The organism is Fontimonas thermophila, from assembly GCF_900113085.1.
Taxonomy (GTDB): Bacteria; Pseudomonadota; Gammaproteobacteria; order Nevskiales; family Nevskiaceae; genus Solimonas; species Solimonas thermophila.
Window position 1 is genome coordinate 113286 of the sequence record NZ_FOOC01000003.1, and the last position, 25701, is coordinate 138986.

The 25701-nt window shown below is 63.7% G+C and carries 23 protein-coding genes; 11 read left to right on the forward strand and 12 right to left on the reverse strand.

All coding sequences use genetic code 11. The features are described 5' to 3' along the window. The first annotated feature begins 7 nt into the window (after nucleotides 1-7). Nucleotides 8-1357, forward strand: coding sequence for a heterodisulfide reductase-related iron-sulfur binding cluster (locus BMZ48_RS03830; RefSeq protein ID WP_091532095.1), 1350 nt, complete (start codon nucleotides 8-10; stop codon nucleotides 1355-1357). A 5-nt stretch (nucleotides 1358-1362) separates the two neighbouring features. Next, nucleotides 1363-1944: a DUF3501 family protein gene (locus tag BMZ48_RS03835; protein ID WP_091532097.1), complete on the forward strand. Its 582-nt coding sequence runs from the start codon at nucleotides 1363-1365 to the stop codon at nucleotides 1942-1944. A 57-nt stretch (nucleotides 1945-2001) separates the two neighbouring features. On the opposite strand, the gene BMZ48_RS03840 is transcribed toward BMZ48_RS03835, so the two are convergent. The 11 genes from BMZ48_RS03840 to BMZ48_RS03890 all read right to left on the reverse strand — a co-directional run bounded on the left by BMZ48_RS03840 (nucleotide 2002) and on the right by BMZ48_RS03890 (nucleotide 11392). Then, nucleotides 2002-2409 (reverse strand): ClpXP protease specificity-enhancing factor, encoded by a 408-nt coding sequence (locus tag BMZ48_RS03840; protein WP_091532099.1) that lies wholly within the window; start codon nucleotides 2407-2409, stop codon nucleotides 2002-2004. A gap of 2 nt (nucleotides 2410-2411) precedes the next feature. Beyond that, the gene (locus tag BMZ48_RS03845) at nucleotides 2412-3029 is read right to left on the reverse strand and encodes a glutathione S-transferase N-terminal domain-containing protein (RefSeq protein WP_159431070.1); all 618 of its coding nucleotides are present in this window, start codon (nucleotides 3027-3029) and stop codon (nucleotides 2412-2414) included. A gap of 130 nt (nucleotides 3030-3159) precedes the next feature. After that, nucleotides 3160-3918, reverse strand: a complete 759-nt coding sequence (locus BMZ48_RS03850; protein ID WP_091532103.1) for a cytochrome c1 — start codon at nucleotides 3916-3918, stop codon at nucleotides 3160-3162. Further along, nucleotides 3905-5152 carry a cytochrome b gene (locus BMZ48_RS03855; RefSeq protein ID WP_091532105.1) on the reverse strand — a complete coding sequence of 416 codons (1248 nt, stop codon included), beginning with the start codon at nucleotides 5150-5152 and terminating at the stop codon, nucleotides 3905-3907. Before BMZ48_RS03855 ends, BMZ48_RS03850 begins: the two co-directional genes overlap by 14 nt. After that, nucleotides 5152-5748, reverse strand: a complete 597-nt coding sequence (gene petA, locus BMZ48_RS03860; protein ID WP_091532108.1) for a ubiquinol-cytochrome c reductase iron-sulfur subunit — start codon at nucleotides 5746-5748, stop codon at nucleotides 5152-5154. Before petA ends, BMZ48_RS03855 begins: the two co-directional genes overlap by 1 nt. A gap of 189 nt (nucleotides 5749-5937) precedes the next feature. Beyond that, nucleotides 5938-6582: a response regulator transcription factor gene (locus BMZ48_RS03865; protein ID WP_091532111.1), complete on the reverse strand. Its 645-nt coding sequence runs from the start codon at nucleotides 6580-6582 to the stop codon at nucleotides 5938-5940. A gap of 32 nt (nucleotides 6583-6614) precedes the next feature. After that, nucleotides 6615-7430, reverse strand: coding sequence for a sensor histidine kinase (locus tag BMZ48_RS03870; RefSeq protein WP_091532452.1), 816 nt, complete (start codon nucleotides 7428-7430; stop codon nucleotides 6615-6617). 34 nt (nucleotides 7431-7464) lie between these two features. Continuing rightward, a complete protein-coding gene (locus tag BMZ48_RS03875) occupies nucleotides 7465-8049 on the reverse strand; it encodes a GAF domain-containing protein (protein WP_159431071.1) in 585 nt (194 codons plus the stop codon). A 157-nt stretch (nucleotides 8050-8206) separates the two neighbouring features. Continuing rightward, nucleotides 8207-9523, reverse strand: coding sequence for a sigma-54-dependent transcriptional regulator (locus BMZ48_RS03880; protein ID WP_091532115.1), 1317 nt, complete (start codon nucleotides 9521-9523; stop codon nucleotides 8207-8209). Further along, nucleotides 9520-11193 carry a sensor histidine kinase gene (locus tag BMZ48_RS03885; protein ID WP_091532117.1) on the reverse strand — a complete coding sequence of 558 codons (1674 nt, stop codon included), beginning with the start codon at nucleotides 11191-11193 and terminating at the stop codon, nucleotides 9520-9522. The genes BMZ48_RS03880 and BMZ48_RS03885 overlap by 4 nt, the downstream gene beginning before the upstream one ends. Further along, nucleotides 11186-11392, reverse strand: coding sequence for a PP0621 family protein (locus BMZ48_RS03890; protein WP_091532119.1), 207 nt, complete (start codon nucleotides 11390-11392; stop codon nucleotides 11186-11188). Before BMZ48_RS03890 ends, BMZ48_RS03885 begins: the two co-directional genes overlap by 8 nt. 161 nt (nucleotides 11393-11553) lie before the next feature. Between BMZ48_RS03890 and sucC the strand changes: the two genes are divergently transcribed. The 3 genes from sucC to BMZ48_RS03905 all read left to right on the forward strand — a co-directional run bounded on the left by sucC (nucleotide 11554) and on the right by BMZ48_RS03905 (nucleotide 15364). Continuing rightward, nucleotides 11554-12720, forward strand: coding sequence for an ADP-forming succinate--CoA ligase subunit beta (gene sucC, locus BMZ48_RS03895; RefSeq protein ID WP_091532121.1), 1167 nt, complete (start codon nucleotides 11554-11556; stop codon nucleotides 12718-12720). 48 nt (nucleotides 12721-12768) lie between these two features. Further along, entirely contained in the window at nucleotides 12769-13641 is an 873-nt protein-coding gene (sucD, locus tag BMZ48_RS03900; RefSeq protein WP_091532123.1) for a succinate--CoA ligase subunit alpha, read from the forward strand. 85 nt (nucleotides 13642-13726) lie between these two features. Further along, entirely contained in the window at nucleotides 13727-15364 is a 1638-nt protein-coding gene (locus BMZ48_RS03905) for an NAD+ synthase (protein WP_091532125.1), read from the forward strand. A gap of 6 nt (nucleotides 15365-15370) precedes the next feature. Here BMZ48_RS03905 and BMZ48_RS03910 read toward each other — a convergent pair whose 3' ends face one another. Then, complete coding sequence (locus tag BMZ48_RS03910) at nucleotides 15371-16243, reverse strand: outer membrane protein assembly factor BamD (protein WP_143383620.1); 873 nt, start codon at nucleotides 16241-16243, stop codon at nucleotides 15371-15373. 42 nt (nucleotides 16244-16285) lie between these two features. Here BMZ48_RS03910 and rluD point away from each other — a divergent pair, with 42 nt between their 5' ends. The 6 genes from rluD to BMZ48_RS03940 all read left to right on the forward strand — a co-directional run bounded on the left by rluD (nucleotide 16286) and on the right by BMZ48_RS03940 (nucleotide 25602). After that, the gene (gene rluD, locus BMZ48_RS03915) at nucleotides 16286-17266 is read left to right on the forward strand and encodes a 23S rRNA pseudouridine(1911/1915/1917) synthase RluD (RefSeq protein WP_091532129.1); all 981 of its coding nucleotides are present in this window, start codon (nucleotides 16286-16288) and stop codon (nucleotides 17264-17266) included. A gap of 13 nt (nucleotides 17267-17279) precedes the next feature. Continuing rightward, nucleotides 17280-18017 carry a peptidoglycan editing factor PgeF gene (pgeF, locus tag BMZ48_RS03920; protein WP_091532455.1) on the forward strand — a complete coding sequence of 246 codons (738 nt, stop codon included), beginning with the start codon at nucleotides 17280-17282 and terminating at the stop codon, nucleotides 18015-18017. A gap of 271 nt (nucleotides 18018-18288) precedes the next feature. Further along, nucleotides 18289-20526: a DUF1302 domain-containing protein gene (locus BMZ48_RS03925; RefSeq protein ID WP_159431072.1), complete on the forward strand. Its 2238-nt coding sequence runs from the start codon at nucleotides 18289-18291 to the stop codon at nucleotides 20524-20526. Further along, nucleotides 20526-21920 carry a DUF1329 domain-containing protein gene (locus BMZ48_RS03930; RefSeq protein ID WP_091532133.1) on the forward strand — a complete coding sequence of 465 codons (1395 nt, stop codon included), beginning with the start codon at nucleotides 20526-20528 and terminating at the stop codon, nucleotides 21918-21920. Before BMZ48_RS03925 ends, BMZ48_RS03930 begins: the two co-directional genes overlap by 1 nt. 71 nt (nucleotides 21921-21991) lie before the next feature. Beyond that, complete coding sequence (locus BMZ48_RS03935; RefSeq protein WP_159431074.1) at nucleotides 21992-22987, forward strand: WD40/YVTN/BNR-like repeat-containing protein; 996 nt, start codon at nucleotides 21992-21994, stop codon at nucleotides 22985-22987. A 41-nt stretch (nucleotides 22988-23028) separates the two neighbouring features. Further along, nucleotides 23029-25602 (forward strand): efflux RND transporter permease subunit, encoded by a 2574-nt coding sequence (locus BMZ48_RS03940; RefSeq protein WP_091532137.1) that lies wholly within the window; start codon nucleotides 23029-23031, stop codon nucleotides 25600-25602. Nucleotides 25603-25701 lie beyond the last annotated feature (99 nt).

The window sequence follows — 25701 nt, forward strand, 5'->3', positions numbered from 1 at the left end:
GCAGCCCATGAACGAATCATTCCGCGATCGGCCCTCTGCCGAGGGGGGGCTGCAGGCGCCGACACGCCATCCCCTGCCATGGCGGAGCGCCGAATTCTGGGACCGTGACGCGCTCGAGGCCGAGCTGTACCGGGTTTTCGACATTTGCCACGGTTGCCGCCGCTGCGTCAGCCTGTGCCATGCGTTTCCGACGCTGTTCGATCTCGTCGATGCCTCGCCGACGATGGAACTCGACGCAGTGGCGAAGTCTGACTACGCCAAGGTCGTCGAGCAGTGCTACCTCTGCGATCTGTGCTACCAGACCAAGTGTCCGTATGTGCCGCCGCACGAATGGAACGTCGATTTCCCGCACCTGATGCTGCGCGCCAAGGCGCAGGCGTTTCGGCGCGGCGAGGTCAGCGCGCAGCACCGGCGCTTGACCGATACGACGCGCATCGGTCGGCTGGCGTCGATTCCGGTGGTCGCCGAGACGGTCAATGCCATCAATCGCAGTCCGACGATGCGCAAGGCCGTACGGGCCATCATGGGGGTTCATCCCGACGCGCGAGTGCCGGAATATCACCACCCCACGGCGCGGCGGCGCCTGCGCAAGCAGGCGGTGGATGTCCATGCGCAACCCGCCGGGCCGACCCGCGGCCGCGTGGCTTTGTTCGTCACCTGCTACGGCAACCACAACATGCCGCAGGTGGTGGAGGATTTGGTTGCCGTCTTCCGCCACAACGGCATTTCCGTGCGACTGCTCGAGCGCGAGCAGTGCTGCGGCATGCCCAAGCTCGAGTTGGGGGATCTCGACTGCATCGAGCGCTACGCGCAGACGAATCTGCCCGTGCTCGCCCAGGCGGTGCGCGAGGGCTGGGACATCACGGCGCCGATTCCCTCCTGTGTGTTGATGTTCCGCCAGGAGATTCCGCTGCTGTTCCCGGAGAGTTCCGACGCCCAGGCGGTGCGCGCGGCGATTTTCGATCCGTTCGAATACCTGATGCACCGCCACAAGGCCGGCTTGCTCAATACCGAGTTCAAGCAGCCGCTGGGCAAGGTGGCCTATCACGCGCCTTGCCATCAGCGCGTGCAGAACATCGGTCCGAAGACCCGCGAGCTGCTCTCGCTGATTCCGGGGACGCAGATCGAAGGCATCGAACGCTGTTCGGGTCACGATGGCACCTATGGCGTGCGCGATGCGACGTATGAGCGTGCGATGAAGATCGCACGGCCGGTCGTCTCCAGAATCCGTCAGGTGCAGGCCGATCACATCAGCAGCGATTGTCCGATGGCCGGCGAGCATCTCGCGCACGGAGTCGATCGGGCACGGCATGCGGTGCATCCGATCTCGCTGCTGCGCCGCGCGTACGGGATTTGAACACCATGCAGCCGCTGAAGCCGGAAGACTTGATGTCGCTGGAAACCTACGCACGCCAACGTGCCGATTTCCGCCGCCAGGCGATTGCCCACAAGCGACGGCGTACCGTGCATCTGGGTCCGCACCTGACGCTGCTGTTCGAGGACCGCCTGACCGTGCAGTACCAGATACAGGAGATGCTGCGCATCGAGCGCATCTTCGAGCCCGAAGGCATTGCCGACGAATTGTCGGCCTACAACCCGCTGATTCCGGACGGCAGTAACTGGAAAGCGACTTTGCTGATCGAATTCCCGGGCGTGGCCGAACGGCGCCGGCGCCTGGTCGAATGGCGGGGCATCGAGCACTGCTTCATGGTTCAGGTCGGATCCCTGCCGGCTGTTCCCGGAATCGCCGATGAGGACATGGAACGCAGCAACGACGAGAAGACCGCCGCCGTGCATTTTCTGCGCTTCGAACTGACGCCGCCGATGCGCGCAGCAGTCCGGGAAGGGGCGGATGTCGTGTTCGGTGTCGAACATCCGCGCTGTTGCGTCCACACGGCCCTGACGCCAGAGCAGCGCAGTGCGCTTGCCGCAGATCTCGACTGACTCCGTGCGCGCAACGCGGTCTGCTGGCCGCATCGGGCCGATTCTGAATCGGATTAATTACTTGACGACGCGCAGCTGCGGACGGTTGGGTTTGGTCGGCTTGGGCGGCTCTGGGTCGCGTCCAGGTGTGGCATCGCCCTGTGTGCCCGCTGGCTCGACCTCGCCGAACAGCACACCTTCTCCATTTTCCCGCGCAAAGATCGCAAGCACTGCCGATGCCGGGAACTGCACGTCGAAAGCGCGGCCGCCGAATCGCGCCGAAAACCAGATCGGATCGCCGTGCAAATCCAGGTTTTGCACCGCGACCGGGCTGATGTTGAGCGTGATGCGTCCGTCCTTGACGTATTCGCGGGGCACGACCACGCCCGGATGATCCGCTGCGACGAGTACGTGCGGCGTATAGCCATTGTCGCAACACCATTCATAGATGGCGCGGATCAGATACGGGCGGCGGGATCTGGACATGGTCAGACGGTATTTGAGCGCAATGCGGATTGTACGCTCGGACGCGCGAGCACACGCTGGGCATAGCGCTGCACGGCGGCGTCCGCGGGCAGGCGCAGCTGCAGCGCCGGCAATTGGGACAACAGCGCAGCCCAGGCGCAATCGGCAAGGCTGAAATCCAGGCCCAGACACCAACCACGCTGGGGGAAGAAACGGCTGCCCGCAGCGAGCTGTTCCGCGAGCTGTTTGCGCGCCGTTTTGGCCTCGTTGGATCGGGGTGCCGACAGGATCGATTGCGCGAGCGGCCACACTTCTTGCTGTAGGCGCAGCAACAGCATGCGGATCAGCGCGCGCATGCCAGGATCCGGCGGCAACAGACGCGGATGCGGGTAGCGCTCTTCCAGATACTCGGCGATGACGCCAGCGGGATAAACCACGGCGTCGCGGTCGGCCAATGTCGGTAGGATTTGCGCCGGATTGAGAACGACGAGGTCGGGATGTACTTGCCCGGGTCGTACCCATTCGATCCGCGCGTGTTCGACCTCTTTTTCGCCCAGGACAATCCGTGCCCAGAGTCCGGACAGATCGTCCGGTGCACAGAACAGCGTGAGGCCTGCACGTGCGCCGGGGCGCGTGTCCATCACGTATTTGCTCCGGGTCGGGACCGACATGTTCAGCCCCCGGACGCAAAGTAAACGGCGCCGTTCATGGCTGAACATCCAGCATGAACGGCGCCGTGCACATGTCAGGCGCGGAAGCGGGCGGGACGTCCTAGTGGACGTCTTTCCAGTATTCGCGCTTGAGCAGCCACGCCAGCACCGTGAACACCAACAGGAACAGCATCACTTTGACGCCGGTGGCGATGCGGCCCGCCCGGCCGGGTTCGGCGGCATAGACCATGAAGTTCACCGTGTCGGCGACGAACTTCTCATATTCCTGCGGGCTCAGTTTGCCTGCACTGGCGAGTACAAAGCGCGGTGCGGCGTGCGTTCCGTGACCTTCGGCGCCATCGCTGGCCGGATGGTCTTCCTTGATCTGCCAGCCCTGCAGCGCGCCGAGTACGTGCGGCATCGATGCGCCGGGCAGCATCAGGTTGTTGGTCCCCAACGGGCGCGAGGGATCGACATAAAAAGTCATCAGGTAGTTGTAGACCCATGCCGGCCCGCGCATGCGCGTTTCGACGCTCAGATCGGGCGGTTTGGCACCGAACCATTGCGCCGAGGTCGCGGGCATCGCGGAAAGAATTGGATCACCCGGTTTGTCGGTCGTGAACATCAAGTGCTTCTGCAGCAAATCCTCGGGAATGCCGAGATCGGCTGCAAGGCGGTTATAGCGCAGGTGCTGCATCGAGTGGCAGCCAGCGCAGTAGTTCATGAAATTGCGCGCGCCGCGCTGCACCGAGGCCAGATTGTCCGGGTCCGGTTCGAAGTGGTAGGGCATGGCCTGCGCGCCTGCGGCATGCGTGTTGGCGCTGCCCAGCGCGGTGATGGCGAGCAGTAGGGGGCGCAGGTAGACGTTAATGCGCTTCATAGGTCACGCGCTCCGGTTCCGGCTTGGTTTTGTCGATTTTGGAGTAGAAGGGCATCAGCAGGAAAAAGCCGAAATAAATCGCTGTGCCGATGCGCGAGATCAGCGTGCCGAGGGTCGTCGGTGCCTGCATGCCGAAATAGCTCAGGGCGATGAAGGCCAGCGTGAACAGCGCCAGCGCGGTCTTGAAGATCGGCCCCTTGTAGCGGATCGATTTCACCGGCGAGCGATCGAGCCACGGCAGTGCGAACAGGATCAGCACGGCGCCGAACATGGCGACGACGCCGAGCAGCTTGTCCGGGATGGCGCGCAGGATTGCGTAGAACGCACCGAAGTACCAGGCCGGCGTGATGTGTTCCGGCGTGACCATCGGATTGGCTTCCTGGAAATTCGGTTTTTCGAGGAAGTAACCGCCGCCATCGGGGGCGAAGAACACCACGCCGAGGAACACGATCAGGAACACGGCGACGCCGAGGATGTCCTTGACCGTGTAGTACGGATGGAACGGCACGCCGTCGAGCGGAATGCCATTGGCATCCTTCTTTTTCTTGATCTCGATGCCATCGGGATTGTTCGAACCCACTTCGTGCAGCGCCATCAGATGCGCGACGACCAATCCGACGAGCACGAACGGAATGGCGACGACGTGCAGTGAGAACAGGCGGTTGAGCGTGGCATCCGAGGGGATGTAATCGCCTTGGATCCAGACCACGAGATCGGGACCGACGACCGGGATCGCGCCGAACAGCGAGATGATCACCTGTGCGCCCCAGTACGACATCTGCCCCCAGGGCAGCACGTAGCCGCAGAAGGCCTCGGCCATCAGCGCGAGGAAAATCAGGCAGCCGAAGATCCAGATCAGCTCACGCGGCTTTTTGTACGAACCGTACATGAGCCCGCGGTACATGTGCAGATAGACGACGATGAAGAAGGCGCTGGCGCCGGTCGAATGCAGGTAGCGGATGATGTTGCCCCAGGGCACGTCGCGCATGATGTACTCGACACTGTGCCAGGCCTGGGCCGCGTCCGGCTTGTAGTGCATCGTCAGGAAGATGCCGGTTAAAAGCTGGTTGACGAGCACCAGCAGCGCGAGCGAGCCAAAGGTGTACCACCAGTTGAAGTTTTTCGGCGCGTAATACTCGCTGATGTGATCCTTCCACAGCTTGGTGAGCGGGAAGCGGTCGTCGATCCAGCCGAGGAAGCCGGTGGTTTTGTGTGGATTGGGGATGATCGCCATTACGCGGCCTCCGTCTGGTCTTCACCGACGACGACGGTGTGGTCGTCCTTGTAGCGGTGGGGGGGCACCAGCAGGTTGAGCGGTGCCGGCACGCTCTTGTAGACGCGGCCGGCGAGATCGAATTTGGATCCGTGGCAAGGGCAGTAAAAGCCACCCTGCCAATTGGCGTCGATCTCCGGGGCCGGGTGGTCCGGGCGGAACGTCGGCGAGCAGCCCAGGTGCGTGCACGAGCCGACCATCACTAGAAGCTCGGGTTTGATTGAGCGCGCCTCGTTGCGGGCATACTCGGGCTGTTGGGGCTCTTTCGATTCGGGGTCGCGCAGGTCGGCTGCGACCTTGGGCAGCGAGGCCAGCATCTCGGGGGTGCGACGCACGAACCACACCGGTTTGCCGCGCCAGGCCACGATGACACGCTGACCCGGCTCGATCTTGCCGACGTCCACGGTGACCGGTGCCCCCAGCGCCTTCGCGCGCTCGCTGGGTTTCAGCGAGGCCAGAAATGGCCAGACCGCCGCGACCGTGCCCGCGCCGCCGACGACGGTGGTCGTCAGCGTCAGGAATCGGCGCCGGCCGTGATCCACGCCTTGATTGCTCATTGAACAAAGCCCCTTCGAGGAGAAACGTTGAAATCCGAGAGGCGCGAGCAAGACAAAAGCGCAGTCCGATGCCTGGCTGCGCTTATGCTCGGCCTAACCCGGAAAGTATAGCGGGTGGGAGACGGGTGGCGTAAGACCGTCCGCGCATCTTGCAAGGGAGCGTTCCGTTGCCGGATGCGCACGCACCGGCTAGGACAGCAGTCCGCGCAGTGCGGCGAAGCGTACGACCTCCGCGGTGTTGCGCAGGCCCAATTTTTCCATCATGCGTGCGCGGTGGTTTTCGGCGGTCTTGACGCCGATGTCGAGGATTTGTGCGATTTCCTTGGTCGTCTTGCCCTGGATCACCAGGTGGAAGGTTTCGCGTTCGCGCGCGGTAAGGCTTTCGTAGGGGTCGGTGCTGAGCGTGCGGCCGCGCGCCTGGCGGTCGGCCAGCACCTTGGCTGCGCGTGGACCGAAGTAGGACTGGCCAGCGTGGATGGTCTTGATCGCAGTCATCAGCTCGGCGACGGACGTGTCCTTGTTGAGGAAGCCGTGGGCGCCGGCGCGCAGGATCGGCAGGATGTACTCGTCCTCCTCGTGCACGGTGAGCACCAGCGTGCGCGTGTTCGGCAGCTCGGCGCGTACGCGCTTGACCACTTCCAGGCCCGACAGGCGCGGCATCGACAGATCGGTGACGACGACGTCGGGGCATGTCTTGAGCGCGAGTTCCATGGCCTGATGACCATCCGCGGCCTGGGCGACGACCTGGCATTCGCCGGTCTCCTCGAGCATCGAAACCAGGCCCTCACGGACGATGGTGTGGTCATCGGCGACCAGCAGGCGGATCGGGTTCATCGTCGCGGGAAAGTTGATGGCGACGGGCTTTCTCAGCCCGCATCCGGTGGATCGAGGGCGAGCGTCATCTGTACCACGGTGCCGCTGCCCGGCTTGGATTGGATTTCGACACGGCCGCCGAACAATTCGGCGCGGTCGCGCATGCCGCGGATGCCACCGCTGGCGCCAGCCCGCTCGCTTTCGGCCAGCGTCTGCGGATCCAGCCCGCGGCCATCGTCTTCGACGCGCAGGCGCAGCACCGGGCCGCGCCGCTCCAGAGCGATGCGGGCACTGCGCGCCTGGGCGTGACGGATCACGTTGGTGAGTGCTTCCTGGGTGACGCGGAACACCAGTGTCTCGACGTCCGGGTGCAGGCGCTGCTCGTCGAGCTCCGAGTGCAGCTCGATACTCAGGCCGGTGCGTTCGGTGAGCGTGCGCGCGAGCCAGTTGAGCGCCGCATCGAGGCCCAGATCATCGAGGAGGGTGGGTCTGAGCAGGCGCGACAGTTCGCGCGTGTCGCGCAGCGAATTGCGGGTGAGCTCGAGCGCATCTTCGAGACGGTGCTCGAGGCCCAGATTGCCGGCGCCGCGGGCATCGTCGAGGATGCGTTGCAGTTGGTTGGCGAGTGCGGTCAGGGTCTGGCCGATGCCATCGTGCAGCTCACGGGCGAGGCGGCGCCGCTCTTCTTCCTGTACGTGCCAGACCGATTTGGCAAGTGTGCGGAAGCGCCGTTCACTGCGCACGACCGATTGCAACAGGCGCTGATTGTCGGCGGTGAGCGCTTCGACCTGACGCAGAACGGCCTGACGGAAGTCTTCCGCCTGAACTTGCGCCGCACGCGACGCGGCCAGTCGTGGGTCTGCAGTCATGTCGCGCTGCGCGTCCGTTCGCGCCACGTGTTTCTCAGGCAAGCTGCGGCGCGAGGCCGTTGAGCCTCGCGGCGAGCTGACTCAAAGCCGACTCCTGCTGCGCGGCGCGCAGGGCGAGCGCGGCTTGTTCGGCGAGCGCGCCGAGGATATCCAGATCGAGCGCGGACAGCGGCCGCAGCGAACCGCTGCGCAGCAGGCACAGTACACCGCACTGCTGCACCCCCAGATCGAGTGGCAGGGCGACGATGGCGGCGCCGGGGTCTGGGCAGGGCAGGATCGCACCACTGCGATCGCTCATGCCGATCGCATTGCCAACCATCGCCCGGTGCAGAACCCGCGCGGCGGGTCCGAGAACGGTGTCGAGCAGCGGTCGTGGCGCGATGCGGTGCGCGTATGCGACTTCAAGGGCGGCATCTTCGCGCGAGCGCAGGATGAAGCCGCGCTCGGCGCCGATCAGATCGCAGGCCGATTGCAGCGTGTTCCTTAGCACTTCCCGCGCCGGTTCGCTGCCGCCGGCATCCGTCCAGGTGATGGCGCGGCGACTGGCCTGCGCATGTGCACGACGGCGGCGCTGGCCGCCATCCGGGAACGACACGACGCCGCGCGGCGCTACGGGCATACGATGGTTGAACAACGTTCGATCCTCCAGCATCGGGGTGGTATTGACGCAAGGTCCGTGCCAGAGCCTGTGCGTCTGAACCCAACCTGCCGCCACTGCATTGGTGGCGGTCTGTCGGTGAAGTGTAACAGAAGCATCATTATCCGCCGTGTCGGTGTTATTCCTGATCCAGGCCGAGCTTTTTGATGCGATAGCGCAGTGAGCGGAACGACATGCCCAGCAGTTCGGCGGCGCGCGTCTTGTTGTAGCGCGTTTTTCGCAGCGCTTCGCGAATGGCCTGGCGTTCCATGTCCTCGATCTGTTGCTCGAGCCCCGTATGCGCGCTGGTTGCGACGGACGCGCGCAATTGCAAGTCGGCGGTGCGGATGGAGGTGCCGTCGCAGAGGGTCACCGCACGTTCGAGAATGTTTTCGAGCTCACGCACGTTGCCCGGGAACGGATACTGCTGCAGCGCCGACATGGCGCGCTCATCCAGCTCCGGGACGTTTTCGAGTCCGGCCTCACGGGCGATGCGGCGCAGGATGTGTCTGGCCAGCAGCGGGATGTCATCCGGCCGCTCGCGCAGCGGTGGTGTGCGCACGGTGATCACGTCGAGCCGGTAGAACAGGTCTTGGCGGAACTGCCCGCGCTGCACCAGCTCGGCGAGGTCACGATGTGTCGCCGAAATCACGCGCACGTTGACCGGGACCTCGGTTTCGGCGCCGACCGGACGCACACGGCGTTCCTGCAGCGCGCGCAGCAGCTTGACCTGCATGTGCATCGGCAACTCGGCGACTTCGTCGAGGAACAGCGTACCACCCTCGGCAGTCTGGAACAGACCTGGCTTGTCGCGGTAGGCGCCGGTGAAGCTGCCCTTCAGGTGCCCGAAGAACTCGCTTTCCATCAGCTCGGTGGGAATCGCACCGCAGTTGATGGCGACGAAAGGACCCGACGCGCGCGGGCCGCTGGAGTGGATCAGCCGTGCGACCAGCTCCTTGCCGGTTCCGGATTCGCCGCTGATGTGCACGGGTGCCTGGCTGCGTGCGAGGCGTTGGATTAAAGCACGTAACTGGCGGATGCTCTCGTGCTCTCCGAGCAGCGTGCTGGTGTCATCGCGCCGTTCGCTGCCGCGCAGCTTGAGGGCGGTATCGACGAGTTTGCGCAGCACGGACACGTCGACCGGTTTGGAGACGAAATCAAAGGCGCCGGCCTTGAGACTCTCGACCGCTGCTTCGGCATTGCCATATGCGGTGATGACGGCGACCGGCGTCTGTGGCCAGCGTTGCTGGATTTCCGCAACCAGCGCAATGCCGCTGCCGTCGGGCAGGCGCATGTCGGTGATGCAGACGTCGAATGGCTGTGCCGCCAGGCACTTGCGCGCTTCCGCCAGCGTCGCCGCCGCATGGGTGCGCAGGCCCATGCGGGACAGCGTGATTTCGACGAGTGCACGGATGTCGGGCTCGTCGTCGACGATCAGGACGCTGGCGGTATTCATGGAGATGGTGGAGCGTGTCCTCTCGAAACGGTTGCGTTCGATGTCGGTCCGAAGCGGATGCGGAACGTTGCGCCGGTTGCGCTCGCCACGTGGCTCAGCCGGGCCTGATTGTATTCGCACAGTTCGCGGCACAGGAAAAGTCCGAGTCCGGTGCCGCCGGTATGGGTGGTGAAGAAGGGTTCGAAGATGCGCTCGTGCAGCTCGGCCGGGATGCCGGCGCCATCGTCGATGACGTCGAGCAGTACTGCGCCGTCCTCCGCGCTGTGCGAGGCGCGCAGTCGTACGTTCACCGTGCGGCCGATGCGCGCGCCGTGTTCGAAGCTGTTGTCCCACAGGTTGAACAGCACCTGCTGCAAGTGCTGCGGATCGAAGCGGACTTCGACGTTGCCCGGTACGTCGTCGAGCTCGATCGGACGCACGGTGTGCGGATGGCTTTCATGGTAGAACGCAACAGTGCGTATCAGCCATTCCCGCAGGCGTAGGTTCATCCGTTGCGACGGCCCTGGGCGTGACAGGTCGAGCACGTCGCGGACAATACGCTCGATGCGTGCACCGTGGCGCTGGATCATTTCCAGCAGGCGTGCATTTTCGCCGCGCATCTCGGCAGCTTCCGACAACAGTTGTCCGGCCTGCAGGATCGCCGACAATGGATTGCGGATTTCGTGCGCGATGCTGGCCGACAGCCTGCCGAGCGCGGCGAGTTTCATCTGCTGCGCCTGCTCGCGCAGGTGTGCCGCATCGTCCAGCAGCACCAGCACCTGTGTCTGAGCGCCCCATCCCAGCGGGGTGAAGCGCACCGTGAGTTCGCGCCCGCTGCGCGCGCCAGAGAGCAGCAGGCTTGCATCGTCGCGGCCGGCGCGCCAGGCGGTGAGCGCCTCACCCAGCGCGGGCATGGTGCGCGCTGCCGTCGTGCCGGGGGTGAGGGCATCACCGAGCAGGCGTCGTGCCGCGGTATTGGCCAGGCGCACGCGATCCTCGGCATCGATGACGAGTACGCCGGTCTGCATCGATTCGATGATGCTCTCCGACAGGCGGGAGAGGTTCATGAATTCGCTACCGACGCGCTCGGCGACGGCTTCACTGCGGCGCGCGCGTTGGGCGACGAGGTTGGCGACCAGGCTCGACGCGAAGAACATCAGGCCGAGCAGGCCGGTTTGGGAGTAGTCGCTACTGTCCCAGGCATGCGTGTTCAGTTGCTGGGCCGTCTCCGCCGCGAACATGCCCAGCGTCGCCACCGCTGCCTGGACGGCAGCCAGGCGCGGACTCAGCACCAGGCTGCAGCCGATCACCGGTGGCACCAACAGGATGCCCAGGCCGCTGCCTATGCCGCCGGCGGCATAGACCAGCGTGCCGATCGTCAGCGTGTCCGCAAGACAGTGCAGATGAGCCTGTATACGCAGGCCCGGCCGGCGATAGGCGCCGAGCAGCAGCAAAACGAGCGCGAAGATGACGTAAACCAGGCAGCCGTAATAAAAGGCCGGGGCCGACAGGCGCTGAAAGAATTCCGGCGCAAAACCGCTGCGGTACAGGGACAGCAAGGTCGCCACCAGGAGCAGGCGGTACGGCCCCAGCACCGCGAGGATGCGCCAGTCCTCTAGGCGTGCCGGCTCGGTGAACGGCCGCGGCGCAGCCGGTTGTCGTGCACGGTGCGCGCTGAGGCGTTCACTCACTGCAGCGGCCGCAGAGTCCCTGGGTGTTGAGGGAACGCGCCGGAAGAAACGTACCGCATTTGTTGCAGCGCGCCATGGGTTCGTAGTGGTCGGCCGCGGGCGGTGGCGGTTTGTGCCGGAGTTGGGTCCGTACCTGGCGCACGATGCGCCAGATCAGCCAGATCGCCGCGGCCAGCAGCAGCAGTCGTAGAAGATTCATCGACAAAGCCCTCGATCCACCACCCATTCTAGGCCGTGGATGGCCGGTGCGTACCATGCGCCGGCGTGTTGCATTTTTGCGTCCACCGGATCGGTAAGCGAGAATGCCGCCCCGATCGCAATTGACCCAGACAGACCTTTGGGGGCCGTGAGGAACATCGCATGAATCTGCACGAGTATCAGGCAAAAGAAATTTTCGCGCGGTACGGCATTCCCGTTCCGCAGGGGCAGCTCGCCGAGAGTCCGGAGGCGGCGCGTGCCGCCGCCAAGCAGCTCGGTGGCGAGCGGTTCGTCGTCAAGGCGCAAGTCCACGCCGGCGGTCGCGGCAAGGCCGGTGGTGTCAAGCTGGTCGAGGGTTACGACGCCGTCGAGGAAGCGGCCAAGAAAATGCTCGGGCAGCGTCTGGTGACCAAGCAGACCGGTGCCGAAGGGCTGCCCATCAACAGCGTCTGGATCGAGAAGCCGTCGGCAATCGCGCGCGAGCTATACGTCTCGGCGCTGGTCGATCGCTCGCGCGAGCGTATCGTGTTCATGGCATCGGCGGCCGGCGGCATGGACATCGAGGAAGTTGCGGCCCATACGCCGGAGAGAATCAAGCATGTCTATGTGCATCCGGCTGCCGGTCTGCAGCCCTACCAGGCACGCCAGCTCGGCTTTTTCATGGGTCTGACCAAGGCCCAGGTCGATCAGTTTACGAGAATCTTGATGGGGCTATACCGCATCTTCACCGAGCTCGATGCCGCGCTGGTCGAAATCAACCCGTTGATCGTGACTGCCGACGGCGATGTGATGGCGCTTGACGCCAAGCTCAATTTCGACAGCAACGCGCTCTTCCGGCAGAAAGCGATCGCCGAGATGCGCGACTTCTCCCAGGAGGATGAACGCGAACGCGAAGCCTCCAAATACGATCTCAATTACGTCACACTCGATGGTGACATCGGCTGTATGGTCAACGGCGCGGGTCTGGCGATGGCGACGATGGACATCGTCAAACTGCACGGCGGACGCCCGGCGAACTTCCTCGATGTCGGCGGCGGCACCACCGCCGAGAAGGTGACCGAAGCGTTCAAGCTCATCACCAAGAGCCCGGACGTCAAGGCCATCTTCATCAACATCTTCGGCGGTATCGTGCGCTGCGATCTGATCGCCGAGGGCATCATCCAGGCCTGCAGGCAGGTGGGTCTGAAGATTCCGGTGGTCGCGCGGCTGCAGGGCACCAACATGGACAAGGGTCGCGAGATGCTCAAGGCATCGGGATTGGCGATCACGCCGGTGGAGGATCTGACCGAAGCGGCCAAGACCGTCGTTGCTCTCGCCAAGGGCGCGTGAGTCTCTGCGCGCTTTGCGTCTTTGCGTCTTTCGTCTCGCGAGATTCCAATGAGCATCCTGATCAACAAAGACACCAAAGTCATCTGCCAGGGTTTCACCGGCAAGCAAGGTACGTTTCATTCCGAGCAGGCCATCGCCTATGGCACCAAGCTGGTCGGCGGCGTCACGCCGGGACGTGGCGGGAGCACCCATCTCAACCTGCCGGTGTTCGATACCTGCCACGATGCCGTCGCGGCGACCGGTGCCGATGCGACGATGATCTATGTGCCGGCGCCGTTTGCCGCCGATGCGATTCTCGAGGCCGCCGATGCCGGCATCCGTGTGATCGTGTGCATCACCGAGGGCATCCCGGTCAACGACATGATCAAGGTCAAGGCCACGCTGCGTCACCAGTATCCGAACGCGGTGCTGATCGGCCCCAACTGCCCGGGCGTGATCACGCCGGGCGAGTGCAAGATCGGCATCATGCCAGGCCACATCCACAAGCCGGGCCGGATCGGCATCGTCTCCCGCTCCGGTACGCTGACCTACGAGACGGTTTATCAAACCACGCAGAACGGTCTGGGGCAGTCAACCTGCGTCGGCATCGGCGGTGATCCGGTACGCGGTTTGGGCTTCATCGAAGTGATCGAGATGTTCGAAAAAGATCCGCAGACCGAGGGCATCATCATGGTGGGAGAGATCGGCGGCTCGTCCGAAGAAGAGGCGGCCGAGTACATCCGTGGGCATGTGAAGAAACCCGTCGTCGCCTACATTGCCGGGGTCACCGCACCGCCGGGCAAGCGCATGGGCCATGCCGGCGCGATCATCTCCGGCGGCAAGGGCACCGCCGAAGAAAAGTTCGCGGCGCTCGAAGCCGCGGGCGTCAAGACCGTGCGTTCGCCGGCCGATCTGGGTGCGGCGATGAAGTCGCTGCTCTGAGCGCACGTCGCGGACGCGCAAGCACACGCGGGCGCACAGGTGCGATGCATCGCCGGTGCGCCTGCGCTGTCATAGTGGAGCCTGAATGGCTGCGCAATTCAAGCTTGCACTCGCCCAGCTCAACCTCTGGGTCGGCGATGTCGAGGGCAACGTCCAGAAGATCATCGAGGCCGCGGTGTATGCCCGTGACCGGCTCGGGGCGAGCCTGCTCGCCTGTCCGGAACTGTCGCTGATCGGTTATCCGCCCGATGATTTGCTGCTGCGCTCGGCGATGCCGCGCGCAATCGAGGAGGGCGTGCAGCGTCTGTTGCACGAGATCGGCGGCATCACCGTCGTTTTCGGCCTGCCCGAATACACCCAAGAGGGCGCGCAGCGGGTGATCTACAACGCGGCCTATGTGATCCGCGACGGCCGCATCGTCGCGCGTACGCGCAAGCAGTTGCTGCCAAATTACGGCGTGTTCGACGAGCGCCGGCACTTCCGCCCGGGAACCGGTGGAACGCTGGTGTTCACGCATGAGGGCGTGAACATCGGCCTGTGCATCTGCGAGGACCTCTGGGGGCCGGGGCCGGCGGCGGCGGCGCGCGCTGCCGGCGCCGAGCTCCTGCTCAACATCAATGCATCACCGTTCGAGCTGAACAAGACGCAGGCCCGTCGGTGTGTCTTCGATCAGCGCGTTGCCGAGACGGGCTTGCCGATCGTTTACGTCAACTGCGTCGGTGGTCAGGACGATGTGCTTTTCGACGGCGATTCTTGTGCGGTCGGCGGCGACGGATGCATCGGATTTGCTGCGCCGCTGTTCGAGGAGGGCGTTTTCGCGGTGACGTTCGCCGGTGGCCGTGTGCACGGGTCGGTGCGCGAAACCTTGCCGATCGAAGCGATTGTCTACAAAGGCCTCGTGCAGGCGGTGCGCGATTACGTGGACCGCAATGGCTTTCCGGGTGCACTGGTGGGGATGTCGGGCGGTATCGATTCGGCCGTCGTCGCGGCTATCGCCGCCGATGCCCTGGGCCCGGCGCGCGTCTGGGGGGTATCGCTGCCATCGCGGTACACGGCGGCGATGTCGAACGACGATGCACGGCTCGAGGCCGAGGCACTCGGGATCCGGTATTCGCTGCTGCCGATCGAACCGATGTTCCAGACCGTCACCGCCACACTGTCCGAGACGTTTGCCGGATATCCGGTCGATCTGACCGAGGAGAACATCCAGTCGCGCTGCCGTGGCCTGCTGTTGATGGCGCTGTCGAACAAATTCGGTCACGTTGTCCTGACGACCGGCAACAAGAGCGAGATGGCGGTCGGCTACGCGACGCTTTACGGAGACATGTGCGGGGGCTTTGCGCCGCTCAAGGACGTTTATAAGACCCTGGTTTACAAACTGGCGTGTTACCGCAATGGGCTCTCGCCGGAACGTCCCGTGATTCCCGAGCGCGTGATTCTGCGGCCGCCGAGTGCGGAGCTGCGTCCCGACCAGAAAGACTCGGACTCGCTGCCCCCGTACGAGGTGCTGGATCCGGTGCTCGAGGCCTATGTCGAGGACCAGCTCTCGATTCCGGAAATCGTCGCCCGCGGCTTCGACGCATCCACGGTCAAACGCGTTGCGGCGCTGGTGCGTCGCTCAGAGTACAAGCGCAGACAGGCGCCGCCCGGCCCCAAGATCACGCGCTGCGCATTCGGGCGTGAGCGCAGATACCCGTTGACTGCCGTTTACGGGGATCTTTAAGGCCGATCAGCCAGCCGGCGGTGGCGGTTCCACACCGCGGTCGCTGCCGAACCAGCGGGACCAGAAGCCGCGCCGCTCCTGCCGTTCCTGGGGCAGGATCTCGCGCGGGGCAGTGGCGAGGTAGGCCTGGCGCAGCTTGCGCGCATCGCCGGCCTGTTCGCGCAGCCCCAGTGCGTCGTAGCTTGCCGCGAGTAAGTCCAGCGCCGTGAGTGTCGCCGGGGCGCCGGGATACTGCGCGATAATTTGCTCCGCGCGCTTGGCGGCGGCGATGTAGGCGCCACGGCGCATGTAGTACTCGACGATGGTCAGCTCGTGTGCGGCGAGGCGGTTGCGCAGCCAGATCATGCGCGCGCGGGCATCGCCGACATACGGGCTTTGCGGGTAGCGCTGGACCAGCAGGGCGAAGTCGTCGAAGGCGCGGCGCAGATTGCTGGTATCCCGGCGCACGGTGTCCAGGCCCAGGGCGTCGGAAAGACCGCGGTCGCGGTCGAAGTTCACCAGTCCCTTGATGTACTGCACGTAGGCGACGTGTTCGTGCCGCGGGTAATCGCGCAGGAAGCGATCCGCTTCGGCCAGCGCCTCGTCGGGCTGATAGTTGCGATACAGCGCGTAGATTTTCTCGACCTGCCCCTGTATCGCATAGTCGGTGAACGGAAAGCGCAGAGACAATTGCGAGTAGCGCTGGATCGCGCCGGCGAAATCGTTCGATTCGAGCGTACGCCGGGCGAGCCGGTACAATTCCGCTGCCTGTAGGCGCTGTTCCCGTGCCGAGGTTTGTTCGGGCCGGAACGGGTTGGTCGGCGGCGGACGGTCGGGATCGGCGCTGCAGCCCACGAGGATGGCAGCCACTGCCGCGATGGCGGCGATGCGGGATTTCATCGAAAGCACTGGTTTCTGCGGAAAGAGCCGCGAGTATAGCCCATGACCGTCGGCGAGCCCGAAGACGACAACGAGCGGCACTTGAGCGTCGAGATCCCTCCCGAGCTGGACGGCAAACGTCTGGACGTGGCCTGTGCCCAGTTGTTCGATCAGTATTCGCGGTCGCGTCTGCAGGCCTGGATCGAGGCGGGCCGTCTATGCGTCGACGGGATCGTGACGACGCGTCCGCGCCTGCCGGTTGCTGCCGGGCAGCGCCTGGTGCTCGATGCCGAGCCAGAACCGGATTCGACCGTCCAAGCGCAGCCCATTGCGCTGACCATCGTGTACGCCGACCGCGATCTCGTCGTCATCGACAAGCCTGCCGGGCTGACCGTGCACCCGGGCGCTGGCCAGCGCGACGGCACACTGCAGAACGCCTTGCTGCACCATTTTCCGCAGACCGCCGCATTGCCGCGTGCCGGCATCGTGCATCGCCTAGACAAGGACACCTCCGGGCTGATGGTGGTGGCACTCACGCTCAAGGCACATGCCCGCCTGGTTGCCGCGCTACAGGCGCGCGCGGTGCACCGCGAGTACGATGCCCTGGTGCAGGGTGAACTCATCGCCGGCGGACGCATCGAGGCCCCGATCGGGCGTCATCCCCGCGATCGTCTGCGCATGGCCGTCGTCGATCATGGGGGGCGCGAGGCGGTGACTCACTACCGCATCGAGGAGCGCTTTCGCCAGTTCACTCGGCTGCGGGTGCGGCTCGAGACCGGGCGCACCCACCAGATCCGGGTGCATCTCGCCCATCTGCGGCATCCCATCGTCGGGGACCCGGTGTACGGCAGGGCGGTGCGCGGCAGTGGTCTTGCTGCGCCTCTGCGCGAAGCGCTGCACGCATTCCGCCGTCAGGCCCTGCACGCACGCGCGCTCGAATTCATCCACCCTGGGCACGGCAAGCCGATGCGGTGGGACGCAGAGCCGCCCGCAGACATGCAGGCCTTGTATGCCTTGTTGCGCGCGCATGCGGCTTTCGTCTGATGGTATGCATGAGATGATCGGCTTTGAGCCTGCGCACTGGCCAGCGCCGACGCGTGTGCGTGCGGGCCAGACGCTGCGTACCGGCGGTGTCGGGCTGCCTCCCTATGATGATTTCAATCTTGCATCACACGTGGGCGACGATGCGCGCACCGTCGCCGAGAATCGCCGGCGCCTGCGCGCGGCACTGCGGCTGCCATCCGAGCCGGTCTGGTTGCGCCAGGTGCACGATGTGGAGGTGATCGCCCTGCCGTGCGCGCAGTCCGAGCCGCAGGCAGACGCTGCCTGGACCGCCACGCCCGGCATCGTCTGTGCCGTACTCACCGCCGATTGTTTGCCGGTGCTGTTCTGTGCCGATGACGGCAGCGCCGTAGCCGCCGCGCATGCCGGGTGGCGCGGGCTGGCTGCCGGGGTGCTCGAGGCTACCGTGGCCGCGATGCCGGTGCCATCGGAGCGGATCATCGCGTGGATGGGGGCTGCCATCGGACCGGATGCCTTCGAAGTGGGCCCGGAGGTGCGCACACGCTTCATCGCCGACGATCCGACCCTCAGCCGCTGTTTCGTCGCCGGACGCGGGGATCGCTGGTTCGCCGATCTTTATGCGCTGGCGCGCGCACGGCTGCGCCGCGCCGGCGTCACCGCCGTTTACGGTGGTCATGCCTGCACCTACCGCGATGCTCGGCGCTATTTCTCATACCGGCGCGCACCGCGCTGCGGACGCATGGCCACGCTCATCTGGATCACGCCCGCGTAGGGCACGGCGTTTTTCTTGCGCCCTGCACAACCGTCTGTTAAAACTCATCAAGCTGTAAGCCACGCTTTCGTGGCTCATCAAGAACCGGATGCGAGCCGGATACACAGCTCGGTGCGAATGGAGGAGTGTTGCTGCCGCCGCAGATGCTGCCGGCGCCCTTCTCTCCAATCGCGGAAGACTAAAAGTTCGATCGAGAACTTGACGGGAGCAGAGGATGGCTTTGGGAAAACCACACATATTCCGGGCAGGCAGACGTTGCGGGTTTGCCCTCATGGCAGCTGTAATCGCAGGCGGCTATAGCGAAACGGGCGCGGCATTGGAGTTCGACATCGGGGGAACGACTCTGCGTGTCGAGAATCTGGTCACGATCGGTGCGGCGATGCGGATGCAGGACCGCGACGACGCGCTGGTGGGCAAATCCAATCTCAATCCCGGTTTGTGCGTGGCGCGCGATGGCGATGATGGTGTCAGCGGTCCGGATCCATCCGGCAACAACACCTTCACCGGCGACACCTGCTCGGCGACACGGCCTTCCCAGGATGGAAATGGCACCGCCAACGATTTCTTCCTGCGCCAGCCCGGGGGGTTCCAGCCCAACGGCGATAACGGCAATCTCAATTTCGACAAACGTGACATCGTCCATGCGACGGCGAAGCTGACGACCGACGTCAACGTCGATCTGTTCGGGTTCAACGTCTTCGCGCGCGGGATTTATTTCTTCGATGCGCAGTATGAGGACATGCGCGAGCGTCATCCCGATACGACCTTGCAGCCGTTCCGCACCGCTTATCCCGACGCTGCGATCAAGACCAACGGCAGGGATTTCGAGATGCTCGACTATTTCGTGAGCCGCACGTTCGAGGTCGCCGAGCGTCCGGTGAGCATCAAGATCGGCAATCACGTGTTGAACTGGGGAGAAAGCGGCTTTCTCGCCCTCAACAGCCTCAACACCATCAACCCGCTGAACCAGGCTTTGCTGCGCATCCCGGGCTTCGACATCAAGGAGCTGTTCCTGCCGGTGGGCATGGTCAATGTCAACGCCGACGTCATGGATGGGCTCAACGTCGAGGTGTTCTATCAGTACGACTGGAAGCCTTTCGTTCTCGATCCTGTGGGCAGCTTTTTCTCGAGCGCCGACATTCTCGGTGCCGGTGCGAGCTATGCAATGCTGTCCTTTGGCAAGGCGCCGGAGGATCCACTCGAGCTTTACGCGCCGTTTCGCAATCCGGACGATCCGGCCGCGGTGCTCGGTTCGCGCTCCGACCGCACGATGGCGCGCAACTTCACCGAAGAGCGCCGGCGCCGTCCGGACGACGGCGGTCAGTATGGCCTCTCGCTCAAGACTTACCTCGAGGATCTCAACAACGGTACCGAGCTGGCGTTCTACTTCGCCAACTATCACTCGCGCATCCCGACCGTGGGTATCATCGCCGCGGATGCGACCTGTCTGCCCGACCAGTCGCTGGGCAACCCGGTCACCAATCTCCTGAGCCTGTTCAATCCGGCTGGCAGCTGCCGGGTGCCGCCGGAGAACCTCACCGCTCTGCTCGCACAGCAGGCCGGGCAAGAAGTCACCTACATGCCGCGGCCCGAAGACGCCAACGATGCACTGCCGGTCGGTTCGATCAGCTACTTCGCCGAGTATCCGGAGGACATCCGCGTCTATGGCATTTCGTTCAACACCACGCTGGGCGACATCGCCTGGTCGGGCGAATACGCCTTCCGCGACAACCTGCCGGTGCAGATCCACATCACCGATCTGGTTTTCGCCGGTTTGCAGCCGGCTTTCCCGGCCAATGATTTTTCCCTGGGGGTGGCCACGCTGCCAGGCCGCCGCACGGCAGTGCCGGATTTCGTCTCGGTTTATCGCGGCGTCAGCTATGGTCCCGGCGACTACATCCGTGGCTATGAACGGATGAAGGTCGGCCAGCTCGGCACGACTTTCATCAAAACCATTGGCGGCGACAATCCACTGGGCGCGAGCCAGATCGTCGCGCTGCTCGAGCTGGGCATGACCCAGGTCTTCGACATGCCGTCGATCGATGAGCTGCAGTTCCAGGGCGCGGGTGTGAATACGCACATCTCCAGTGGTGCCGACGGCAGTGTCGGCATCAACCCGCGCGATGTGCGCACCGATCCCAATGATCCGACCACGAACGGCGGTACAGCGACATTGCGCCAGAACCCGACGGCGCATCCGGACCGTGCGGGTTTTGGTACCGAGATCTCGTATGGCTACCGCCTGGTTACGCTGACCCGGTACGACGACGCGATCTTTGGCATCAATTTCGAGTTGCTCGCCGCGCTGTTCCACGATGTCGAAGGGGTGGCACCTGGTCTGGGCCAGAATTTCGTCGAGGGGCGCAAGCAGATCCTCGCGGGTCTGCGCTGGGATTACCTCTCGCGCTATACCGGCGAGATTCGCTACACCTGGTACACCGGCACCCACCGCCGTGATGCCATCCACGATCGCGACTATATTCTGGCCTGGGTCGGATACCAGTTCTGATGGCGATAGCGCGGACCGACCGCCGCAGCAGTCCTTCGCGGCAACTGCGGCGGCCGTGGTGGATGATGCTCATCGCTGCGCTGGCGCTGCCGGCACTCGCCCGCATCGCGGAAGAGGATGCGGCGCGGCTGGGCACGGTACTGACACCGCTCGGTGCCGAGCGCGCGGGCACGGCGGACGGTGTCATTCCGGAGTGGGACGGCGGCCTGCGCGTGCCGCCGCCTTGTTTCAAGGGATCGGGCACACGGTATTGCGATCCATTCGCTGACGAGCAGCCGCTGTTTACGATTCACGCCGGGAATCTCGCGCAGTACGCGGAGTATCTGAGCGCCGGCCAGGCGGCGCTGATCCGCAAGTTTCCCGACCGTTACCGGATGCCGGTCTATGCAACCCGACGCACGTTCGCGAATCCGGACTTTGTCTATGAGGCCGCGCGCGCCAATGCCACCCGCGCCGAACTACAGGGCAATGGGGAAGCCTTGGTTGGTGCGGTTACCGGCACGCCGTTTCCCGTGCCGGTGAATGGACACGAGGTCATCTGGAATCACAAAACGCGGTATCGCGATCCTGTGTCGCTGCGCTGGAACAACCAGTTCGCCGTGACCGCATCCGGTGACTACAGCCACACCCGTTTCCAGGAGGAAGTGCTGTTTGCATATGGCCGCCCGGGGGTGACGCCGGATGCACTCGACAACGTGATGCTCTATTTTCTGCAAGTGGCGACGGCGCCGCCGCGGCTGTCCGGTTCGATTCTGTTGATTCACGATACGCTGGATTCCATCCGGGAGGCGCGCCGGACGTGGCAGTACAGCCCGGGGCAAGGTCGGCTTCGGCGCGTGTACAACGTTGGCTACGACAGTCCTGTGCTCGGATCCGACGGTCTGCGCACGAGCGACCAAGGCGATATGTTCAACGGTCCGATGGACCGCTATGAGTGGAAGCTGCTCGGTAAACAGCGCTTGTTCGTGCCGGCGAACGGCTACCGGCTGCACAGCGATACGCTGCGTTATGCCGACATCCTGGGACCGCACCATCTGAACATGGAGTTGACCCGCTACGAGCTGCGCCGTGTCTGGGTGGTCGAGGCCCGTCTGCGCGCCGGCGCTGCGCACCCATACAAGCGCCGACGCTTCTACGTCGATGAGGATGGCTGGCAGATTCGTGTCGTCGATCTCTATGATGCCAACGAAGAGCTCTGGCGCGTGCAAGAAGCGCACACCGTGGTGGCCTACGACAAGCTTTACGAGCGCACGGTGTGCGAAACGGTGTACGATCTTCAGAACAACCGATATCTCGTGCAGGCACTCGACAACGAGGATCCGCAGGCCGTTGCCCGAGCATATGAAGTTGACCACTTCGATCCCCGCAGGGTTTCCAGGCGGATCCGGCCATGAGCGGGGTGGATGCTGTGGATTCGAGGACGTTCCGCGCCGGGGCGCGGAGGGAATGGGGAATCAGGATGGACATGTACAGAAGTAGGCGGGCGACCGCCTGGATCGGCGGCATTGCGGCAGGTGTGTTGCTGGGGTGCGGCCTGGCGCTGGGCCAGGGGGAAACCGGGGACGGCACCGTCGAGACGGTGGTCAAGTCACTGCCGTCGGAAATCATGCCGATGACGCCGCGGAGCTTGCTGCTCGACATCGTCAATACCGGCCGGCATCTCATCGCCGTCGGTGATCGCGGCGCGGTGATCGTATCCAATGACGGACGCCAGTGGGCCCAGGTGCAGACGCCGACACGCTCGGCCCTCACCGCCGTGCACTTCCCCGATCCGGACCATGGCTGGGCCGTCGGTCACGACGCGGTGATCTTGCACACCGCGGATGGTGGCAGGACCTGGACGCTGCAGAACTTCGAGCCCGAGCTTGAAAAACCCTTTCTCGATGTATTGTTCCTCGACGCGCAGCGCGGCTATGCGGTGGGCGCTTACGGGCTGTTCTACAAGACCGAGGACGGTGGTCAGACCTGGAGCGAGGTCGATACACCGATCCGCGAGAACGAGTGGCACTTCAATTCGATCACGCGGCTCAACGATGGGACGCTGCTGATCGCTGGCGAGAACGGGACGCTGGCAACCTCCACGGATGGCGGTGTCACCTGGGCCGCCCAGCCATCTCCATACGAGAGCTCGTTCTTTGGCGCCACCGCGCGCGGTGAGAAGGGCGCAGTCATTTTCGGGTTGCGGGGCAATGTGTTCGTCACCGACGACATTCACGGCGGACAATGGCACAAGGTCGATACCGGCTCGGTGGCCTCGATGTTCGGCGGCACGCAACTCGAAGACGGGCGGGTCGTTCTCGTCGGCCTCAACGGCAACATCATGGTTTCCGAAAATGGTCTCGAACGGGTCGAGTTGCTCAGATCCAATGCTGGAACGCCATTGTCCGCGGCGATCGGTTTCGGCGGCGAAGTGATCGCCGTCGGTGAATCCGGCGTGCAGCACATCGCGCTCAATCGATAGCGGTAAGACCCGCTCATTCATCAAAAACGGGGACACAGCTCATGGCTGGCAAATCCATTTTTTCGCAGGAACGCATCCTCGCGGTCGTCGAGCCGATCATCTACGGCAAGCGCGTGTTGATGCTGATGCTGCTCGGTCTTTTGACGGCGCTGTTCGGGTGGTTCGCCGCCGGCACGCATGTCGATGCGGGGTTTGACAAATCGATTCCGCTCGAGCATCCCTACATGCAGGTGCTCAAGCATTACGAGGATGATTTCGGAGGCGCGAACACCGTGCTTGTCGCGCTGATCCAGAAAGACAAATCCAAGGATATTTATAACGAGCACTTCCTGACCAAGCTCAAGAAGGTCACCGACGAGATCTTCTTTCTCCCAGGCATCGACCGCTCGCGTGTGTCCTCGCTGTTCACCCCGGACGTGCGCTTCGTCGAAGTCGTCGAGGGCGGTTTTGCTGGCGGCAATGTGATTCCGGCCGAGTACCAGCCGACCGAGTACTACTTCAACCTGATCCGCGCCAACGTCGGCAAGGGTGGCCATGTCGGCCGTTACGTGTCCAAGGATCAGCGTGGCGCGATGGTGTTCGCGGAGCTGCTCGAAATCGATCCGGTGACCGGCAAGAAACTCGATTACCGCGAAGTCGCCAAGCAGCTCGAGGAAAAAATCCGCCAGCAGTACCAGGATGACCAGGTCGATATCCACATCATCGGCTTTGCCAAGGTCATCGGCGATGTCACCGATGCGGCCAACGAAGTGATCATGTTTTTCTTCGTGGCACTCGGCATGACCTTCATCCTGCTGATTCTGTACCTCGGCAGTTTCAAGCTGGCGATTCTGCCCCTGGTCTGCTCGTTCATCGCGGTGATCTGGGAATTCGGTCTGCTCGCCGCGTCCGGCTTCGGACTCGATCCGTTCGCGATCCTGGTGCCGTTCCTGATTCTGTCGGTTTCGGTTTCGCACGGTGTGCAGTACACGAGCTCGTGGGTTTCTGAACTCGCAACCGGCAAGAATGGCTACGATGCTTCGCTCGAAACTTTCCGCCGTCTGGCCATTCCGGGCACGACGGCGCTGATCACCGATCTCGCCGGTTTCTTGACGATTCTGTTGGTTCCGATCGACATCATCCGCGAGATGGCGATCAACGCCTCTTACGGCATGTTTGCGATCATCATCACCAACAAGATCCTGATGCCGATCTGGCTCACCTACATGAGCGTCAAGGATGTCGAGACGTTCGTGAAGAAGCAGGAAGCGCGCGAAGCGGTCCTCAACCCGCTGTTTCGCGCAATGACCGTCGTTACGCGTCCGGTGCCGGCGGCGGTCATCATCATCGCCGTGGCGGTGCTCTATGGCTGGGCGACGTGGAAAAGCGAGGGCATGTTGTATGGGGACACGCAGGAGGGGGTGCCTGAGTTGCGCCCGGATTCGCGCTACAACAAGGATGCCAAGGCGATCACGTCCAATTTCACGATCGGCACGGACATCCTCAAGGTCATCGCTGAGACGGACCCGGAAGCCTGCATCAAGTATGACGTGATGGAGCAGATCGACCGCTTCGGCTGGCACATGGAGAACGACCCGGCCGTGGCCTCGATCCTGTCACTGCCATGGGCGGCCAAGACGGTGAATTCGGCGTTCTCGGAGGCCTCCCCCAAATTCAAGGTGCTGCCGCGCAACCAGTACGTGATGGTGCAGGCGATCACGCCGATTCCGACGTCGTCGGGTCTGCTCAATCCGAACTGCTCGGCAATGGCCATTTTCCTGTTCACGACCGATCACAAGGCCGAGACGCTGCAGCGCCTCACCGACAAGACCAAGGCATTCAACGCGGCCAATGCCAAGGCCTGGTACGAGCTGCACAAAGGCGCCGATCCGGCTTACTGCGAAGACAAGCTCAAGGTCCGCCGTGAGTGGGGTGACGCCAAGGTGGCCCTGAAAAAGACGATGGCGCGCCTCAAGGCCGAGAACTACAGCGATACCGACATCGAGGCCAACGCGGATGTTGTGGCGCTGCGCAAAAAAGCCGAAGACGCCAAGGCCAGGCTTGATGCGATGACCAAGCCTTGCCCGGTGAATTTCGCGCTGGCCAGCGCACAGGGCGGTGTCATGGCGGCCTCGAACGAGGTTGTCAAGGCCAAAGACAAACCCATCGTTTACTACGTCTACGCGGTCATCATTATTTTCCTTTGGCTGAGCTTCCGCACAGTGGCCGGTGTATTCTCGATACTCGTGCCGCTTTACGTCGTCTCGGCGCTGATCGTGGCGTTCATGGCGATCAAGGGGATTGGCATGAAGGTCGCGACACTGCCGGTGGCGGCGCTGGCGGTCGGTATCGGCGTCGATTACGGCATCTACATCTACGCGACGATCGAAGAGTTCGTCAAAAAAGGCTTCAAGCTCGCGGATGCCTACTACGAAACCTTGCGTATGACCGGCAAGCCAGTGATGTTCACCGGGCTGGTGCTATCCGGTTCGGTTGCGACCTGGTTGTGGTCGGGCCTGCAATTCCAGGCCGACATGGGGCTTTTGCTGACTTTCGCTTTCTTCGCCAACATGATTGGCGCGGTCATCGTCTGTCCGGCGATCTGCCGGTATCTGATGAAGCTGCCCAACGGCTAGCATCACTGCGCATCTTAGAGTGGGTCGGCCGCGATTTCCGGGCCGACCCATTTTTGTGTTTGCTTTTTGTGTCTGCGTCTGTGCGTGCAGCGCCGATTG

What these genes read in the sequence shown, in the direction of transcription:
- pgeF (WP_091532455.1), top strand. Translation starts at nt 17,280, where the DNA reads ATGATCGGCTTTGAGCCTGCGCACTGGCCAGCGCCGACGCGTGTGCGT.
- BMZ48_RS03910 (WP_143383620.1), bottom strand. Translation starts at nt 16,243, where the DNA reads ATGAAATCCCGCATCGCCGCCATCGCGGCAGTGGCTGCCATCCTCGTG.
- BMZ48_RS03890 (WP_091532119.1), bottom strand. Translation starts at nt 11,392, where the DNA reads ATGAATCTTCTACGACTGCTGCTGCTGGCCGCGGCGATCTGGCTGATC.
- BMZ48_RS03905 (WP_091532125.1), top strand. Translation starts at nt 13,727, where the DNA reads ATGGCTGCGCAATTCAAGCTTGCACTCGCCCAGCTCAACCTCTGGGTC.
- sucC (WP_091532121.1), top strand. Translation starts at nt 11,554, where the DNA reads ATGAATCTGCACGAGTATCAGGCAAAAGAAATTTTCGCGCGGTACGGC.
- petA (WP_091532108.1), bottom strand. Translation starts at nt 5,748, where the DNA reads ATGAGCAATCAAGGCGTGGATCACGGCCGGCGCCGATTCCTGACGCTG.
- sucD (WP_091532123.1), top strand. Translation starts at nt 12,769, where the DNA reads ATGAGCATCCTGATCAACAAAGACACCAAAGTCATCTGCCAGGGTTTC.
- BMZ48_RS03840 (WP_091532099.1), bottom strand. Translation starts at nt 2,409, where the DNA reads ATGTCCAGATCCCGCCGCCCGTATCTGATCCGCGCCATCTATGAATGG.
- rluD (WP_091532129.1), top strand. Translation starts at nt 16,286, where the DNA reads ATGACCGTCGGCGAGCCCGAAGACGACAACGAGCGGCACTTGAGCGTC.
- BMZ48_RS03855 (WP_091532105.1), bottom strand. Translation starts at nt 5,152, where the DNA reads ATGGCGATCATCCCCAATCCACACAAAACCACCGGCTTCCTCGGCTGG.
- BMZ48_RS03835 (WP_091532097.1), top strand. Translation starts at nt 1,363, where the DNA reads ATGCAGCCGCTGAAGCCGGAAGACTTGATGTCGCTGGAAACCTACGCA.
- BMZ48_RS03940 (WP_091532137.1), top strand. Translation starts at nt 23,029, where the DNA reads ATGGCTGGCAAATCCATTTTTTCGCAGGAACGCATCCTCGCGGTCGTC.
- BMZ48_RS03935 (WP_159431074.1), top strand. Translation starts at nt 21,992, where the DNA reads ATGTACAGAAGTAGGCGGGCGACCGCCTGGATCGGCGGCATTGCGGCA.
- BMZ48_RS03875 (WP_159431071.1), bottom strand. Translation starts at nt 8,049, where the DNA reads ATGCCCGTAGCGCCGCGCGGCGTCGTGTCGTTCCCGGATGGCGGCCAG.
- BMZ48_RS03870 (WP_091532452.1), bottom strand. Translation starts at nt 7,430, where the DNA reads ATGACTGCAGACCCACGACTGGCCGCGTCGCGTGCGGCGCAAGTTCAG.
- BMZ48_RS03925 (WP_159431072.1), top strand. Translation starts at nt 18,289, where the DNA reads ATGGCAGCTGTAATCGCAGGCGGCTATAGCGAAACGGGCGCGGCATTG.
- BMZ48_RS03850 (WP_091532103.1), bottom strand. Translation starts at nt 3,918, where the DNA reads ATGAAGCGCATTAACGTCTACCTGCGCCCCCTACTGCTCGCCATCACC.
- BMZ48_RS03830 (WP_091532095.1), top strand. Translation starts at nt 8, where the DNA reads ATGAACGAATCATTCCGCGATCGGCCCTCTGCCGAGGGGGGGCTGCAG.
- BMZ48_RS03845 (WP_159431070.1), bottom strand. Translation starts at nt 3,029, where the DNA reads ATGGACACGCGCCCCGGCGCACGTGCAGGCCTCACGCTGTTCTGTGCA.
- BMZ48_RS03865 (WP_091532111.1), bottom strand. Translation starts at nt 6,582, where the DNA reads ATGAACCCGATCCGCCTGCTGGTCGCCGATGACCACACCATCGTCCGT.
- BMZ48_RS03880 (WP_091532115.1), bottom strand. Translation starts at nt 9,523, where the DNA reads ATGAATACCGCCAGCGTCCTGATCGTCGACGACGAGCCCGACATCCGT.
- BMZ48_RS03930 (WP_091532133.1), top strand. Translation starts at nt 20,526, where the DNA reads ATGGCGATAGCGCGGACCGACCGCCGCAGCAGTCCTTCGCGGCAACTG.